Raw genomic sequence first — 14,105 nt, forward strand, 5'->3', positions numbered from 1 at the left:
GTTCCTGATGATGGGAGCCCGTCGCCGCCCCTCTTGTTTCATGCGTAAAGGCATCATGATAGAACTCGGTGTCAACATTGATCACGTGGCGACGCTGCGTCAGCAACGCCACACGGCTTATCCCGATCCGGTACAAGCGGCGTTGCGCGCGGAAGACGCAGGCGCTGACTTGATTACCCTGCATTTGCGCGAGGATCGCCGGCATATCCAGGACGCCGACGTCCACGCCATCCGCCCGCTGCTGCGCACGCGGATGAACCTGGAATGCGCCATCACCCCGGAAATGCTGGACATCGCCTGCGCGGTGCGGCCTAGCGATGTCTGCCTCGTGCCCGAAAAACGCGCTGAGCTGACGACAGAAGGCGGCTTGGATGTGGCGGGCGCATTGCCGGCCATCACCCGTGCCGTGCAGCAATTGCAGCAAGCCGGTATCCGCGTGTCCTTGTTTATCGATCCGGATCCGGTGCAGATCCAGGCGGCCGTTCAAGCCGGCGCGCCGGTCATTGAATTGCATACCGGCGCCTACGCCGAGGCCGAGGGCGAAGAAGCCGACCGCGAGCTCGAGCGTGTAGACGCTGCCGTGGCTGAAGGCCTACGTCATGGCTTGCGCGTGAATGCCGGGCACGGGCTGCACTATGGCAATGTCGCCCGCGTCGCGGCCATTGACGGCATCGCGGAGCTGAATATCGGCCATGCGATTGTGGCGCAAGCCGTGTTCGATGGCTGGGATAAAGCCGTGCGCGATATGAAAGCCCTGATGGTGCAAGCGCGCGTGCAAGCCGTGCGCGGCCGTTGAACCCAGTACAAGCTAACCCGCGGCGTTGATGCTGAATGATGACTCCGACTCCCGCTGATTCGCCGCCGTCCGCCCCGCCACCCGCGCCGGGCGCGATTGCGGGCATAGGCATGGACTTGCTGCATGTGGACCGGATCGAGCGGGCGCTGGCCCGTCATGGCGATCGATTCGCGGAGAAAATTCTGGGTCCGGAGGAACTGCTGAAGTTTCGCGCTCGCCGTGCTCGCGATCCCGCGCGTGGCATCCGTTTTCTGGCGACGCGATTTGCCGCCAAGGAGGCGTTTTCCAAGGCGATTGGCTTGGGCATGCGCATGCCAATGACTTGGACGCGCGTGCAGACGCTCAATGCGCCAGGTGGTCGTCCGATCCTTGTTATTGCGCCGAGTCTGCTGCCTTGGTATTCGGAGCGCTTTGGCGCGGCGCATGTGTCGATCACGGATGAATCCAACCTCGCGGCTGCCTATGTCATCGTCGAGCGCAAAGCCTGAGCACCTGGGCTTCGGGTCGCTTGCACCAACCGTTATCCGATTAGATAGGACAAAGCCGTATGGCTGAAAAAATCAAAACGTCATTGCCCCCCGGCCCCGTCATGGTCGATGTGGCGGGCACAACGCTCACGCGCGCTGAGCGCGCGCGATTGAAACACCCGCTGGTTGGCGGCGTGATTCTGTTCACCCGTAATTTCGAAAGCCGCGAGCAGCTGTGCGAGTTGACCCGGCAGATCCATCGCGTGCGCCAGGAACCCCTGCTGATTGCCGTGGATCACGAGGGCGGGCGCGTACAGCGTTTCCGCGAGGACGGTTTTACCGTGCTGCCCGCCATGCGCGATTTGGGCGTGGTCTGGGATCGTGATCCGCTCAAAGCCATGCGGCTGGCGACCGAGGCGGGCTATGTACTGGCGGCGGAGTTGCGCGCTTGTGGCGTCGACCTGAGTTTTACCCCGGTGCTGGATCTGGATTATGGGGTATCGAAGGTCATCGGTACGCGCGCTTTTCATCGGGATGCCCGTGTGGTGACGATGCTGGCCCGCGCGGTCGCGCAGGGACTGGCGCAAGCCGGTATGTCCGCGTGCGGCAAGCATTTCCCGGGCCATGGTTTCGTCGAGGCTGACTCGCATCTCGAGATTCCGGTCGATCGTCGTCCGCTCAAGCGCATTCTCGAGGAAGACGCCGCGCCCTACGCGTGGCTGGGTGACGCCGTGCTGCCCGCCGTGATGCCGGCTCACGTGATTTATCCGAAGGTGGATAAACAGCCTGCCGGGTTTTCGCGCCGCTGGGTGCAGGAAATCTTGCGCCAGCGCCTCGGATACGACGGCGTGGTGTTCTCCGACGATCTGACCATGGAAGGCGCCACCGTCGCGGGTGATATCCTGGCTCGTGCGCAAGCCGCGTTGGGCGCGGGATGCGATATGGTGTTGGTATGCAACCGGCCGGACCTGGCCGATGACTTGCTGTCGCGTCTGGATGTGACGCATGCGCCGGAATCGGTCGCGCGGATTCGCCGATTGATGCCCCGTTACGCCGCGCCCGACTGGAACACTCTGCAGGCCGAGACCCGTTATCAGAATGCCCGACGACTTCAATCTCAAATCGTTTCTGGCTGACCTGCCGCATCTGCCCGGCGTCTATCGACATTTAGACGCCGAGGGTGTGGTGATGTATGTAGGCAAGGCGCGTGATCTGAAAAGGCGCGTCTCCTCGTACTTTCAGAAGAACCTGACCAGCCCGCGCATCGCGCAGATGGTTTCCAAGGTTGCGCGCGTCGAGGTCACGGTGACCCGGTCAGAGGCCGAAGCGCTGCTCTTGGAAAACAATCTGATCAAGAGCCTGCGTCCGCGATACAACATCCTGTTTCGCGACGACAAGTCGTATCCTTATTTGATGCTTTCCGGGCACGAGTGGCCGCGCGTGGCGTATTACCGGGGTTCGACGAATAAGCGTGGGCAGTTTTTCGGCCCCTTCCCGAATGCGTGGGCGGTGCGCGAGACGATCCAGATCCTGCAAAAGGTTTTTCGCCTGCGCAGTTGCGAGGATACGGTGTTCGCCAACCGTTCGCGGCCGTGCTTGCTGAACCAGATCGGACGCTGTTCGGCGCCGTGTGTGGAGGCGATTTCAAAAGAGGCCTACGCCAGCGATGTGAACCGCGCGGCACGTTTCTTGAACGGCGAGGCGCGCGAAGTCATGGGCGAGATCGAGCAGCGCATGCTGCAAGCCTCGACCGAACTGCGGTTCGAAGAAGCCGCCGCGCTGCGCGATCAAATGGGATCGCTGGCGCGCGTGTTGCATCAGCAGACCATGGAAGACGTGGGTGGCGAGGACACCGATGTGATCGTCGTCGCGTCGGCGGGCGGCAAGGTCTGCGTGAATCTGGCCATGGTGCGAGCCGGACGTCATCTGGGGGACAAGCCGTTTTTCCCGGTGCATGTCGATGGTCAGGATGCACCACAGGTTCTGGAGGCGTTTATCGCGCAGCACTATACCGACAGCCCGATGCCGCCTGTGCTGGTCTGTTCGCATGCGTTGCCCGACAACGACCTGATGGCGCTATTGGCCGAGCAGAACCAGGCTCGCCCCGCGCGCGTGCTGACGCGCCCGCATGGCGTGCGTCGGTCATGGCTGGAGCAGGCCACCAAGAATGCGGAAATGGCGCTGGCGCGGGCGCTGACTGAATCAGGCGCGCGTGCCGCGCGCACGCTGGCGTTGGCCGAGGCGTTGGATCTGGATAGCGACGAGACCGCGCTCGATGAATTGCGCATCGAATGTTTCGATATCAGCCATACCGCGGGCGAGGCCACGCAGGCCTCGTGCGTGGTCTATCTGCATCATGACATGCAGCCGTCGCTCTACCGCCGGTACAACATCGCGGGCATTACGCCGGGCGATGATTACGCGGCGATGCGCCAGGTGCTCACGCGCCGGTTCGGCAAGGTTGCCGATGGCGAGGCCCCGATGCCAGGGTTGGTATTGATCGATGGCGGCAAAGGCCAGGTAGAGGTCGCGCGGCAAGTGTTTGCCGAGCTGGGTTTGGATATCCAGACCCTGGTGGGCGTCGCCAAAGGCGAGGGGCGCAAGGTAGGACTAGAAACGCTGGCCTTCGCGGATGGCCGTCCGCCGGTGGCGCTGGGCGGAGAGTCCGCTGCATTGATGCTGATCGCGCAGGTGCGCGACGAAGCACACCGTTTCGCGATCACCGGCATGCGCGCTCGCCGCGCCAAGGCGCGTAATGTCTCGCGTCTGGAGGAGATCGAAGGCGTGGGCGCGCGCAGGCGTCAACGTTTGCTCGCCCGCTTTGGCGGGTTTTCCGGGGTGGCTTCGGCCAGTATCGAAGACCTCGCGTCGGTCGACGGGATCTCGCACGAGCTGGCTGAACGCATCTACGAGGCGCTGCGGGGGTGACCGCAAGTGTGAGCGTCGCGGGATTAGGTGGCGTCTCGTATGTGGCGCCGCCAGCTCGGCCGCGCACGGCCGACATAACCCACGCTGTGCTATTTGATGATGCCCCCGGCGAGAGTTTTTCACGCCGGTGATGTAGCATACGGACATTATGCCAATCAATGTGCCGATTATCCTGACGTGGCTGCGCATCGCCATGATCCCGCTGGTGGTGGGGCTCTTCTATATCCCCGCCAGCTGGATGGCTGAGCCGACGAGAGACACCCTGGCCGCTTGCGCCTTTATCCTGGCCGCGCTGACCGACTGGTTTGACGGTTGGCTGGCGCGTCGGTGGAACCAGACCTCCGCCTTCGGCGCCTTTCTGGATCCCGTGGCGGACAAGCTCATGGTGTGCGCGGCGTTGATCGTATTGCTGGATCTGGGGCGCGTCGATGCGTTTATCTCGCTCATCATCATTGGCCGCGAAATCACGATCTCGGCGCTGCGTGAATGGATGGCGAAGATCGGCGCCAGCGCCAGCGTCGCGGTGCATCGTTTGGGCAAATTCAAGACGGCTGCTCAGATGGTCGCGATTCCTTGTCTGCTTTACGATCAACCGCTGGCAGGGTTGTCCAGCCGCTGGATGGGCAATATCTTGATCCTGGTCGCTGCGGTGCTGACCGTGTGGTCCATGCTGTATTACCTGCAGCGCGCTTGGCCGGCGATACGCGAGAAATCTCAGTAGTCGCGGTCACCGGGAGGGGTCGAGAAACCGGGCGAGGGCGCCTTCGCTAACAGCCCGCGACGATCCGATTCTCGACGATGTGCTTGACGTCAGGGCGTGACGCATAACGCGCCCGGCGAGGAGATGAGTTTTGACAGCTACGCAGTCCGCCGCGCCCGCGGCACCCATGGATTCCCCCGAGTTGCGTCGCCGCGACTGGCTGACGATTCTGTTGATCGGTATCGTTCATGCGTCGTCGCATTTCTTTCAGCTGGTGTTGCCCTCGTTGTATGTGTCCTTGGGCGCGGCGTTCAATCTGGACTTTGCCCGCCTAGGCTTGCTGGTGTCGGTGTTCTACGTCGTCTCCGGTTTCGGACAGGCGTCCTCCGGGTTCATCGTGGATCGCATCGGGGCACGGCCGGTGTTGTGGTTCGGGCTTGCATGCTTTGTGCTCTCGGGCGTGTTGATTGGCGCGGCTAATGGATATGCGATGTTGTTCGTGGCGGCCGTGATCGGCGGCATAGGCAACTCCGTTTTCCACCCGGCTGATTATTCGATCATGAATCATCGCATCAGTCCCGCCCGGCTCGGGCATGCGTTTAGTACGCATGGGCTCACGGGTAATCTGGGCTGGGCGTTGACACCGGTGTTCATTACCACGATAACCTTGCTGAGCAACTGGCGAGTGGCGGCGTTCAGTGCGGCGGGCTTAGTGGCGCTGGTGTTGCTGTTGACGCTGATTGGCCGTGATTTGCTCGGTGGCAAATTGCCGGTGCCTTCGGAATCCGAGCGTGAACCCGACGCGCGGCAGACGCCGGCCGCGCCCGCCCCGGCCGAGGGTGTGTGGGCCACGCTGACGGCTTTGCTCTCCCGGCCCGCGTTGTGGGGCGCGTTCCTGTTTTTTGGATTTTCCTCGATTGCATTGTCGGCGGTGCAGAACTACACGATCCCGTTGTTGGGAGAGTTGTATGACCTGTCGCGTGTCGTCGCCAGCTCGGCGTTGTCCGGGTATATGGTCGCATCCGCAGTGGGGATGGCGGCAGGGGGCTTTTTAGTGTCCGCCACGCCACGTACCGAATACACGGTGACCGTGGCCTTGCTGATGGCTGGCGCCACACTGGTGGTGCTAGCGTTGGGCTTGGTGCCTCCGGGCTGGGCGGCTTTGGTTGTGGGCCTGGCTGGGTTCTGCTCCGGCGTTGCCGCGCCCTCGCGCGATATGCTGGTGCGGCGCGTGACGCCCAAGGGGGCGACGGGGTCCGTCTATGGCCTGGTGTACTCCGGCATGGATGTGGGCTCGGCGTTAGGGCCGTTGAGCTTTGGCATTTTGCTGGATGCCGGGATGAATCACGGTCCCTGGATCGGCGCGGGGGCGGCGTTCGCGCTCGCGGCCGTGCTCGCGCAGTGGATCGCAGTGCAGGCGCGCAAGACGACGCGCCCGTTGGCGGTGGCCTGAGCGCGGCCGGGCGATGTTTATTGCCTCGCGGTACGTATATCCAGCGGCATCGTTGCGTCGGTATTGCTACGCCACGGGTTGATGTCCAGGCCGCCGCGACGGGTGTAGCGCGCATATACGGTCAGCTGTTCCGGCTGGCAGGCGGCCATGATGTCGGTGTAGATGCGTTCCACGCAATGCTCGTGGAATTCCGCATGGTCTCGGAACGACACGATATAGCGCAGCAGCGCCGCGCGGTCGATGGGGCGGCCACGATACCGGATTTGCACGCTCGCCCAATCGGGCTGGCCGGTGACCGGGCAGTTCGATTTCAAGAGGCGCGAAGCCAAGGTTTCCGTTACTACGTCGCCAGACTGGCATCGCAGCAGGCTGGCGTCTGGCGTATAGGCGGTGACCTCGACATCGAGCTCATCGATATCGTCTCCCTCCAGCTCGTCGATCCGCTGGCGCGCGAAATCGGCGGGCAGAATCAGGTGCACGCCGACGTTGCCCCCGGCAGCGGCGGACAGATCGCGCACCAGATGATTGCGCAGCTCGTCGGCGCCCGCCAGTCGTGTTTGGTTGAAGGAGTTCAGATAAAGCTTGAACGACTTCGACTCGATGATGTTGGGACTGTCGGCCGGAATCGTGAAGGTCGCCATGGCGACTTCGGGCTTGCCCTTGGCATTGAGCCAGGACAGTTCATACGCGTTCCAGATGTCGGCGCCGCGAAACGGAAGCTCGCCCGCCAATCCGAGCCCGGCCCGGTTGTGCGCTCGCGCGATGGGAAAGAGTAGACCCGCATCGTATTGCGAGGGATAGGCAACGTGTTGGCCCAAAGGTGCGTTGGTCAAAGACATAATCGACACGATCGAAAAACAAGCATTGAAGCCTGCATTGTAGGCCGAGGCGCAGCGCGTATTTTTTGAATGATGAAATTCGATTCTCGCCATATGGAAGACGATGCTGCAAAGCAGCGTGAGTCTATTTCACGGCGTGCTAGTACCGCGCCATAATGCGAAACGAGGCTCGTAAGTCATTGAACTAGAAAGAAAATAATTTATTGATGTCTACGGTCGTTGATTGACCTTGCTCTGCAGCATAACTCTAGACTTTAAGCCATCCAGACACGGCAAACGGCACACGCCGCAGCGCCTTCGGTCACCGGCTTTCCCAACGTTGTTATGTCTATTCAGGAGCATGTCATGAACTCTCGCGAGACCGAAATCAATCGACTTCAGCAGGATTGGGCAGCAAACCCTCGTTGGCAGGGCATCGAGCGTGGCTATCGCGCCGAGGATGTGGTGCGTTTGCGCGGCTCGGTGCAGGTGGAACATACACTGGCCCATCGCGGCGCCACGCGTTTGTGGGAGCTGCTGCACAGTGAACCGTTCGTGAATTCCTTGGGCGCGATGACCGGCAATCAGGCGATGCAGCAGGTCAAGGCCGGCTTGAAAGCCGTATACCTGTCGGGCTGGCAGGTCGCGGGCGACGCCAATCTGGCCGGGGAGATGTATCCGGACCAATCGCTTTATCCCATCAACTCCGTGCCGCAGGTAGTGCGACGCATCAACAACGCGTTGTCGCGCTGCGATCAGATTCAATGGATGGAAGGCAAGCAACCGGGTGACGAAGGCTATATCGACTACTTCGCGCCCATCGTGGCCGATGCCGAGGCGGGTTTTGGCGGCGTGCTCAATGCGTTCGAGTTGATGAAGGCGATGATCGACGCGGGCGCGGCCGGCGTGCATTTCGAGGATCAGCTGGCCTCGGTGAAAAAGTGCGGCCACATGGGCGGCAAGGTGCTGGTGCCCACGCGGGAGGCGGTGTCTAAACTGATCTCCGCGCGTCTGGCCGCAGACGTCATGGGCACGCCTACTGTGCTGCTCGCACGCACCGATGCCGATGCGGCTGATCTGGTGACCAGCGATGTGGATGAAAACGATCGTCCCTTCATCACGGGCGAACGCACGGTGGAAGGCTTTTTCCGCACGCGTGCCGGGATTGAGCAAGCCATATCGCGCGGCCTGGCCTATGCACGCTATGCCGATCTGATCTGGTGCGAAACGTCCACCCCGAATCTGGAGTATGCGCGCCGCTTTGCCGAAGCGATTCATCGTGAGTTCCCGGGCAAACTGCTGGCCTATAACTGCTCGCCCTCGTTTAACTGGAAAAAGAACCTGGACGATGCGACGGTGGCGAAGTTCCAGCGCGAATTGGGCGCCATGGGCTACAAGTTCCAGTTCATCACGCTGGCTGGCTTTCATGCCTTGAATTACGGCATGTTCGAGCTGGCCCACGGCTACGCCCGTCGTCAGATGAGCGCCTTCGTGGAACTGCAGCAGAAAGAATTCGCGGCGGCCGACCTGGGATTTACCGCGGTCAAACATCAGCGCGAAGTGGGTACGGGCTACTTCGATGCGGTCACGCAGACCATCGAGGGCGGCAAGTCTTCCACGACGGCGTTGACGGGCTCCACGGAAGAGGCGCAGTTCGATCATCACGAGCCGGCCTTGCACGTGGCGTGATGGCTGCCGGGCTTTAAGGTTTTTTTGTCGTAGTTAGCTGTAGTAGGGTGATTTAGGGATGCCTCATGGGCATCCCTCTTTTTTTAGGCGGTCGGCAGGGTTGCCAGCACGATTCAACACCACCCCGTAGAATGATCCGGTCTATCGCTTAATCGTTGAGGCTTGCGTGTCACCGATCATCTCTGTGCAAGACCTGTCCAAGACTTATGCCTCCGGGCATCAGGCGCTGAAACACATTAATCTGGAAATACGCCGGGGCGAAATATTTGCCTTGCTGGGGCCGAATGGCGCGGGCAAGACGACGTTGATCAGCATTCTGTGCGGCATCGTGAATCCAGGCGAGGGCCGCGTTCACGCCGATGGCTATGACATCGTGACGCAATTCCGCGAGGCGCGTTCTCGTATCGGGCTCGTGCCGCAGGAGATTTCGACGGATGCGTTCGAGACGGTGTGGAATACGGTGACCTTTAGCCGTGGCCTGTTCGGCAAGCCCGCGAATCCCGCCTATATCGAAAAAATCCTGCGCGATCTGTCGTTGTGGGAAAAGAAGGACAGCCGCATCATGGCGCTGTCCGGTGGCATGAAGCGGCGCGTGATGATCGCCAAGGCGCTCTCGCATGAGCCGGACATCCTGTTTCTCGATGAGCCTACCGCCGGTGTGGATGTGGAATTGCGCCGGGGCATGTGGGATATGGTGCGGCAGTTGCGCGCCCGTGGCGTCACCATCATCCTGACCACGCACTATATCGAGGAAGCGCAGGAGATGGCCGACCGCGTGGGCGTGATCCGCAAGGGCGAAATCATCCTGGTCGAGGAAACCAAAGCGCTTATGAAAAAACTGGGCAAGCGCGAACTGACCTTGACGCTAAAGACGCCGTTGAGCGAGGTGCCCGCGTTGCTCTTGCCCTATGGTCTGCAACTGGCCCAGGACGGTTATCAACTCGTCTACACCTACGATAACCAGGAGGGCGGTGGTGAGATTGCCCGGCTCTTGCGTCAACTGGACGAATCGGGGATCGAGTTCACCGATTTGCGCTCAAAAGAAAGTTCACTCGAAGACATCTTCGTTAGCCTGGTGAGTGCCTGATATGAATTTCTATGCGATTCGCGCCATCTATTTGTTCGAAATGGCCCGTGCCCGTCGCACGCTCATGCAAAGCGTGGCCTCGCCTGTCGTCTCGACGGCCTTGTACTTCGTGGTGTTTGGTTCGGCCATCGGCTCGCACATGGTGCAAATCGAGGGCGTGAGCTATGGCGCCTTTATTGTGCCGGGCATGATCATGCTGTCGCTGCTCACGCAAAGCGTGGCAAACGCGTCGTTCGGCATCTATATGCCCAGGTTCAGCGGCACGATCTATGAGATTCATTCGGCGCCTATCTCTTATATCGAGATCGTCACGGGGTATGTGGGCGCGGCGGCGAGCAAGTCGGTGATACTCGGGCTGATCACGCTGGCGGTGGCGCGCTTGTTCGTGGATTTCGAGATCCTGCATCCGTTCTGGATGATAGGCTTTCTGGTGCTGACTTCTGTGACGTTCAGTTTGTTTGGCTTCATCATCGGCGTGTGGGCCGATGGCTTTGAGAAACTGCAAATCATTCCCTTGATGATCATCACGCCGCTGACGTTCTTGGGCGGTACGTTTTATTCCATCGAGATGTTGCCGCCATTCTGGCAAACCGCGACCTTGTTAAACCCGGTGGTGTATCTGGTCAGCGGGTTCAGGTGGAGTTTCTATGGCGTCTCGGATGTCAGTGTCGCGATCAGTCTGGGGATGACGCTGGCGTTCTTGGTCGTGTGTCTGATCGCGGTGCGTTGGATCTTCAAGACGGGCTATCGGTTAAAGACCTGATCGCGGACGATCTCGCAGAGATCGTCCGTTGAAGCCGAATGCGGGCAAATCAGATCAGGGCGCCGGATTTGGATGCTTTTTGTGGATGGCGTTCACGGCCTGCACGAGTTCATCCGACAGCGTCACGTCCACGGTGTCGATGTCTTCCTTCAATTGCGCAAGCGTCGTGGCGCCGATGAGGTTACTGGCAACGAAGCGCTGTTGATTGACCCAAGCCAGCGCCAACTGAGTGGGCGACAAACCGTGGTCGCGCGCGAGCTGCACGTATTGCTTGGTAGCGGCTTGCGCTTGCGGGTTGCTATAGCGATCGAAGCGCGTAAACAGTGTGAGCCGGGCGCCTTCAGGCCGCGCGCCATTCAAATACTTGCCGGACAACACACCCATGGCGAGCGGCGAATAGGCCAGCAAGCTGACTTGTTCACGATGACTGAATTCCGACAAGCCAGCCTCGTAGGTGCGATTGAGCAGGCTGTAGGGATTCTGGATCGTCGCGATGCGCGGCAGGCCCTTGATCTCGGCATATTTCAGGAACTGCGCGACACCCCACGGCGTTTCGTTGGACACACCGATGTGACGCACTTTGCCCGCGCGCACGAAGTCTTGCAGGACTTCCAGCGTCTCTTCGATGGGCACGGTGTAGTCATCATCGATCCATTTGTAATCAGCCCCGAATGTCGCCGTGGTGCGATCGGGCCAGTGCAGCTGATACAGATCCAGATAGTCCGTTTGCAGGCGCTTGAGGCTCGCGTCCAGCGCGGCGGTGAGGTTCTTGCGATCCAGGAAGGTCTTGCCATCGCGGATATGGCCGGGGCGCTTCGGATCGCGCGCGGGGCCCGCTACCTTGCTGGCCAGGACGATCTCTTGACGGCGACCGGTCTTGGCAAGCCACGTGCCGATATACGATTCGGTGCGTCCTTGCGTTTCCGCTTTGGGCGGCACGGGGTACATTTCGGCGGTGTCGACCAGATTCACGCCACGAGACAGGGCATAATCCAGCTGTTCATGGGCCTCGGCTTCGCTGTTCTGCTCGCCCCAGGTCATGGTGCCCAGTCCGATCAAACTGACCTCGATATCGGTGTGACCAAGTTTGCGTGTTTTCAAGAGTCGCTCCTGCAAGGAAGGTAAGCTAGCGATCTTACTGCGACTGGCTCCATTGGGGAGCGAAATGCACGCAGCTGCTCGAATAAGGGAAAGCCCCCGGGCATGGGCGAGGAACTTGGGCCACCCGTTCGAACACTAAATTGCTTATTTCGCGGGGTGGTCGCCACGTTTCGACAACCCGCCTACTGATTCGCAGGAGCTAAGCCTATGTGTCGTTGGATGGCCTATTCAGGCAACCCCATGCAGTTGGATACGGTGATCTTCAAGGCCCAGCATTCGCTGATCGATCAAAGCCTGCACTCCCGTCTTGGAGCAACGACGACCAACGGCGATGGGTTTGGCGTCGGCTGGTATGGTCCCGATCCTGACGAGGCGCCGTTTCGCTATCGCAGTATCCATCCCGCGTGGAACGATCGCAATCTGCGCGAGGCCGCACGGGCGATTCGTGCTTCGATGTTTGTGGCGCATATCCGTGCGGCGACCGATACGCCCGCACAGGAAACGAACTGTCATCCCTTCCGGCACGAGAACTGGCTGTTCGTGCACAACGGCTTGATTCGGGAATATCCGCTGTTGCGGCGCGAACTATTGATGCAGGTGGATCCGCGTTATTTCTTGTCGCTCGAGGGCTCCACGGATTCGGAGGTGATGTTCCTGCTGGCCCTCACGTTTGGCTTGAATCAGGACCCTTTGCCCGCGTTGGAAAAAATGGCGGCAACGGTTGAGGACGCGGGCCGGCGTCATGGCGTGGAGTTTCCGCTGAACATGACCATCTGCGCCCAGGATGGAGAACGCATGATCGCGGTGCGCTATTCCAGCGAACGCAGTTCCCGCACGCTGTTTCACAACGATGATGTACGGCATCTGAAACAACTCTATCCTGACGAGCCGCGTATCGCCGCGTTGGGGGACGATAGTTATATGCTGCTATCCGAGCCGCTGAGCGAACTGCCAGGCGTATGGCAAGAGGTGCCCGAGGCCACGGCGGTTATCGCGCATAGAGGCGATGTGCGGTACTTTCCTTTTGTGCCGGGCGGCTTGTAGTCTGCAGGGGATAGCTGTTTTCCGCTGGACGTGGATGCGTTGCCTGCCGAGCGGCGTTGGTCCAAGGTATGTGTACTTCTAACGGGAGGAATGACTATGTTCGTAGTGGTGGTGCAGTTCGAAGTAAAGCCTGACCATGCGCAGGACTTTTTATCGGCGCTGAAAGAGAATGCGCGCCTGTCCGTCGAGGGGGAACCCGGCTGCCAGCAGTTTGACGTTTGCATGACGCCGGGTAAGCCTGAATCCATCTTCTTGTACGAGGTCTACGACAGCGAGGACGCGTTCAAAGCGCATCTGGCGACGGAACACTTCTTGCATTTCGACCGCGAGACCGCGAGCTGGGTGGCGAGCAAAGAGGGAAAGACCCTGTCCCGGGTCTTTCCCTCCGTGGCCGCTTAGCGGCCGTCTTAATCGACGCTGGCGCCCGACTTTTTCACCACCTCGGCCCAGCGCGGAATCTCGCTGGCCATCAGGTCGCGCAGCTGCTCGGGCGTGCTGCCCACCAGCTCCATGCCCATGGTTTTACCGAGCTTCTCCTGCACATCCGGATCCTTCAGAATCTGCGCGATTTCTTGGGAAAGGCGGTCAACGATGGGCTTGGGCGTGCCTTTGGGTGCGTACACGGCCTGCCAGGATGCCATCTGGAATCCCTTTACGCCGGCTTCTTCCATGGTGGGTGTATCGGGCGCGAGCGCGATGCGATTGGGCGTGGTGACGGCGATCAGTTTAAGTTTGCCGTTTTGCAACAGCGGCAGGGCGGCCGTCATTTGATCGAACATGAAGGTCACCGCACCCGATGACACATCGACCATGGCGGGCGGTGTGCCCTTGTAGGGCACGTGCGTGAGAGGCACGCCTATGGTTTCGGCGAAGAGCTCTCCGGCCAGATGGGTCGAGGTCCCTTGGCCCGAGGATGCAAAGGTGCGCTTGCTCGGATCGCGCTTGAGGACTTCAATCAGCTCGGCGACGTTATTGACCCCGAGATTGGGATCGACGAGCAGGACGTTCGGCAAGGTCGCGATCAACGAAACCGGTTCGAAATCGTTGACCGGGTCGTAGCGCAGGTTCTTGTACAGACTGGCGTTGATCGCGTGTGTGCTGATCGTCCCGCCAAACAAGGTGTAGCCATCTGCGGGCGCTTTGGCTACATAGGTCGTCGCGCCGATGCCGCCAGCCGCGCCGGGCTTGTTTTCGACGACCACGTTTTGCTTGAGGCGCTCGCTGAGCTTTTGGGCGAGCGTGCGGCCGACGACGTCGGT

14 protein-coding genes are annotated in these 14,105 nt (G+C 60.6%); 11 read left to right on the top strand and 3 right to left on the bottom strand.

The features are described from left to right. The first annotated feature begins 55 nt into the window (after positions 1–55). From pdxJ to GOQ25_RS19315, 6 genes are all read left to right on the top strand, one after another. Positions 56–796, top strand: coding sequence for a pyridoxine 5'-phosphate synthase (gene pdxJ / locus GOQ25_RS19290; protein WP_160352092.1), 741 nt, complete (start codon positions 56–58; stop codon positions 794–796). Between the two features lie 38 nt (positions 797–834). Beyond that, on the top strand, positions 835–1,284 hold the full coding sequence (gene acpS / locus GOQ25_RS19295) for a holo-ACP synthase (protein WP_160352106.1): 450 nt from the start codon (positions 835–837) through the stop codon (positions 1,282–1,284). Between the two features lie 59 nt (positions 1,285–1,343). Continuing rightward, positions 1,344–2,399, top strand: coding sequence for a beta-N-acetylhexosaminidase (nagZ, locus tag GOQ25_RS19300; RefSeq protein WP_160352093.1), 1,056 nt, complete (start codon positions 1,344–1,346; stop codon positions 2,397–2,399). Next, positions 2,362–4,191 carry an excinuclease ABC subunit UvrC gene (gene uvrC / locus GOQ25_RS19305; RefSeq protein ID WP_160352094.1) on the top strand — a complete coding sequence of 610 codons (1,830 nt, stop codon included), beginning with the start codon at positions 2,362–2,364 and terminating at the stop codon, positions 4,189–4,191. The genes nagZ and uvrC overlap by 38 nt, the downstream gene beginning before the upstream one ends. 148 nt (positions 4,192–4,339) lie before the next feature. Next, the gene (pgsA, locus tag GOQ25_RS19310; RefSeq protein ID WP_160352095.1) at positions 4,340–4,912 is read left to right on the top strand and encodes a CDP-diacylglycerol--glycerol-3-phosphate 3-phosphatidyltransferase; all 573 of its coding nucleotides are present in this window, start codon (positions 4,340–4,342) and stop codon (positions 4,910–4,912) included. A gap of 166 nt (positions 4,913–5,078) precedes the next feature. Next, the gene (locus GOQ25_RS19315) at positions 5,079–6,344 is read left to right on the top strand and encodes an MFS transporter (protein ID WP_160352107.1); all 1,266 of its coding nucleotides are present in this window, start codon (positions 5,079–5,081) and stop codon (positions 6,342–6,344) included. Positions 6,345–6,361: 17 nt separating this feature from the next. Here GOQ25_RS19315 and queF read toward each other — a convergent pair whose 3' ends face one another. After that, positions 6,362–7,183 (bottom strand): NADPH-dependent 7-cyano-7-deazaguanine reductase QueF, encoded by an 822-nt coding sequence (gene queF, locus GOQ25_RS19320; RefSeq protein ID WP_160352096.1) that lies wholly within the window; start codon positions 7,181–7,183, stop codon positions 6,362–6,364. 345 nt (positions 7,184–7,528) lie between these two features. On the opposite strand from queF, the gene aceA reads away from it, so the two are divergent. From aceA to GOQ25_RS19335, 3 genes are all read left to right on the top strand, one after another. Next, positions 7,529–8,851 carry an isocitrate lyase gene (gene aceA / locus GOQ25_RS19325; RefSeq protein WP_160352097.1) on the top strand — a complete coding sequence of 441 codons (1,323 nt, stop codon included), beginning with the start codon at positions 7,529–7,531 and terminating at the stop codon, positions 8,849–8,851. A 166-nt stretch (positions 8,852–9,017) separates the two neighbouring features. Continuing rightward, a complete protein-coding gene (locus GOQ25_RS19330) occupies positions 9,018–9,938 on the top strand; it encodes an ABC transporter ATP-binding protein (RefSeq protein ID WP_160352098.1) in 921 nt (306 codons plus the stop codon). Position 9,939: 1 nt separating this feature from the next. Next, the gene (locus tag GOQ25_RS19335) at positions 9,940–10,701 is read left to right on the top strand and encodes an ABC transporter permease (protein ID WP_160352099.1); all 762 of its coding nucleotides are present in this window, start codon (positions 9,940–9,942) and stop codon (positions 10,699–10,701) included. A 54-nt stretch (positions 10,702–10,755) separates the two neighbouring features. On the opposite strand, the gene GOQ25_RS19340 is transcribed toward GOQ25_RS19335, so the two are convergent. After that, the gene (locus GOQ25_RS19340; protein ID WP_160352100.1) at positions 10,756–11,802 is read right to left on the bottom strand and encodes an NADP(H)-dependent aldo-keto reductase; all 1,047 of its coding nucleotides are present in this window, start codon (positions 11,800–11,802) and stop codon (positions 10,756–10,758) included. A 207-nt stretch (positions 11,803–12,009) separates the two neighbouring features. Between GOQ25_RS19340 and GOQ25_RS19345 the strand changes: the two genes are divergently transcribed. After that, the gene (locus tag GOQ25_RS19345) at positions 12,010–12,846 is read left to right on the top strand and encodes a class II glutamine amidotransferase (protein WP_160352101.1); all 837 of its coding nucleotides are present in this window, start codon (positions 12,010–12,012) and stop codon (positions 12,844–12,846) included. Between the two features lie 90 nt (positions 12,847–12,936). Beyond that, on the top strand, positions 12,937–13,245 hold the full coding sequence (locus GOQ25_RS19350; RefSeq protein WP_202109549.1) for a putative quinol monooxygenase: 309 nt from the start codon (positions 12,937–12,939) through the stop codon (positions 13,243–13,245). Positions 13,246–13,253: 8 nt separating this feature from the next. Here the strand turns inward: GOQ25_RS19350 and GOQ25_RS19355 are convergent. Next, a partial coding sequence (locus tag GOQ25_RS19355; protein WP_160352102.1) for a tripartite tricarboxylate transporter substrate binding protein occupies positions 13,254–14,105 on the bottom strand: 852 nt, incomplete at its 5' end.

The organism is Bordetella sp. 15P40C-2 (assembly GCF_009763235.1).
Lineage (GTDB): Bacteria > Pseudomonadota > Gammaproteobacteria > Burkholderiales > Burkholderiaceae_B > Bordetella_A.

What these genes read in the sequence shown, in the direction of transcription:
- aceA (WP_160352097.1), top strand. Translation starts at nt 7,529, where the DNA reads ATGAACTCTCGCGAGACCGAAATCAATCGACTTCAGCAGGATTGGGCA.
- uvrC (WP_160352094.1), top strand. Translation starts at nt 2,362, where the DNA reads ATGCCCGACGACTTCAATCTCAAATCGTTTCTGGCTGACCTGCCGCAT.
- GOQ25_RS19350 (WP_202109549.1), top strand. Translation starts at nt 12,937, where the DNA reads ATGACTATGTTCGTAGTGGTGGTGCAGTTCGAAGTAAAGCCTGACCAT.
- pgsA (WP_160352095.1), top strand. Translation starts at nt 4,340, where the DNA reads ATGCCAATCAATGTGCCGATTATCCTGACGTGGCTGCGCATCGCCATG.
- nagZ (WP_160352093.1), top strand. Translation starts at nt 1,344, where the DNA reads ATGGCTGAAAAAATCAAAACGTCATTGCCCCCCGGCCCCGTCATGGTC.
- GOQ25_RS19345 (WP_160352101.1), top strand. Translation starts at nt 12,010, where the DNA reads ATGTGTCGTTGGATGGCCTATTCAGGCAACCCCATGCAGTTGGATACG.
- GOQ25_RS19315 (WP_160352107.1), top strand. Translation starts at nt 5,079, where the DNA reads ATGGATTCCCCCGAGTTGCGTCGCCGCGACTGGCTGACGATTCTGTTG.
- queF (WP_160352096.1), bottom strand. Translation starts at nt 7,183, where the DNA reads ATGTCTTTGACCAACGCACCTTTGGGCCAACACGTTGCCTATCCCTCG.
- acpS (WP_160352106.1), top strand. Translation starts at nt 835, where the DNA reads ATGACTCCGACTCCCGCTGATTCGCCGCCGTCCGCCCCGCCACCCGCG.
- pdxJ (WP_160352092.1), top strand. Translation starts at nt 56, where the DNA reads ATGATAGAACTCGGTGTCAACATTGATCACGTGGCGACGCTGCGTCAG.
- GOQ25_RS19335 (WP_160352099.1), top strand. Translation starts at nt 9,940, where the DNA reads ATGAATTTCTATGCGATTCGCGCCATCTATTTGTTCGAAATGGCCCGT.